Origin of the sequence: Aeromonas sp. QDB39, from assembly GCF_027707585.1 — a bacterium.
Taxonomy (GTDB): Bacteria; Pseudomonadota; Gammaproteobacteria; order Enterobacterales; family Aeromonadaceae; genus Aeromonas; species Aeromonas hydrophila.
On sequence record NZ_JAPCIV010000108.1, the window covers coordinates 1 to 1,304 of the forward strand.

The following is a 1,304-nucleotide window of genomic DNA, read 5'->3' on the forward strand; positions in this document are numbered from 1 at the left end:
GGTTCATCGCGGCTTTCCGGGGAAGGCCGCCTTGATTTTCAGAAAAAAGTATTCTGAGTCCCTAAATCCATATGCCATACGCTTTATCACTTTGATCTTGTTGTTCACCCCTTCCAGCACACTCGTGTGCATCGGGTAGTTTGCACTCGCCAGGATCCCCCGCATATATTTCGATAAATTTCGACCAAATCGTTGCAGCGGCGCTAGCCCGCTTTCCTTCACCTGCCGCATCCAGCTCCGCCATCGTCGCCATCCTTCCCACACGCTCGGCGCATACCAGATGCCCTTCAACGCCTCTTTCAGCACGTACACCATCGCCAGCGGTTGATTCGCCGCCAACAGCTCCTGCAACTTCACATCCTGTTTTTCACTCAGCTTCGCCCGATTACGTAGCAGCAACCAACGCGCACTTTTGACCACTTTTCGCGCCGGTTTATCGCTTTTCAGTGCATTCGCCTGCTCCACTCGCACCCGGTCCACCACCTCTCGGCCATAGCGAGCCACCACGTGGAACAGGTCGTAGACCACCTCCGCCTGCGGGCAGTGTTGCTTCACCTCCAGGTCGAACGCCGTGTTCATGTCCATCGCCACCGCCTCAATCTGCTGGCATCGCTCGCCGAGCTGCTCGAAGAAGGGACGGATAGCGGCCCGGCTGTTGCCGTGCCCCACCCACAGGACGCGGGTTCGCTCGGCATCCATGATCACGGTGGCATAGCGGTGTCCCTTGTGCAGGGCAAACTCATCCATCACCAGCCGCCGCACCTCCCCAAGTTCGATGGTGCCCACACTGGTCTGCAAACGGCGCTTGTCGATCTCCTTGATGGTGTGCCAACCGACCCCGGTGAGCTGGCTGACATGGCGGATGGGGAGGTACTGAACGAGCGCTTCAATCCAGCACTGCATGCGCCGGGTGAGGCGGGAGCCAGAGGGGAGCCAGTCGATATGTTCACTGACGCGACCACAGCGCAGACAGTCGACGCGGCGAACAGGCAGTTGTAACCAGACTTGTCGGTCAAATAGGTCTCGCTCACGCACCCGGCGGATACGTTGGTCGTGGATCAATGGCGTGGGTTGCAGGCATCGGCGACAACGGGGCAACAGGTCGGCGCGAGGCTCAAGGGTAAACAGGGTGTGATGGTTGGCAGAAAGCGCTTGGGCGATGACGGTATAACCTGGCCAGAAGGAGGCAATATCAATATGATGCACGGCGACAGCAGGGTGATGGTGGTGGTGTGTTTGGAGACAGCCAGTTTACCAGCACCCTGTCTGTCAACTTCCACTTCCCCAAGATCCCGCGAAGAACC

At 58.5% G+C, this 1,304-nt stretch carries 1 protein-coding gene; it reads right to left on the reverse strand.

The annotated features are described in order from the left end of the window. Positions 1-3 precede the first annotated feature (3 nt). Positions 4-1,206: an ISL3-like element ISAeme19 family transposase gene (locus PG899_RS24020; RefSeq protein ID WP_084865641.1), complete on the reverse strand. Its 1,203-nt coding sequence runs from the start codon at positions 1,204-1,206 to the stop codon at positions 4-6. Positions 1,207-1,304 lie beyond the last annotated feature (98 nt).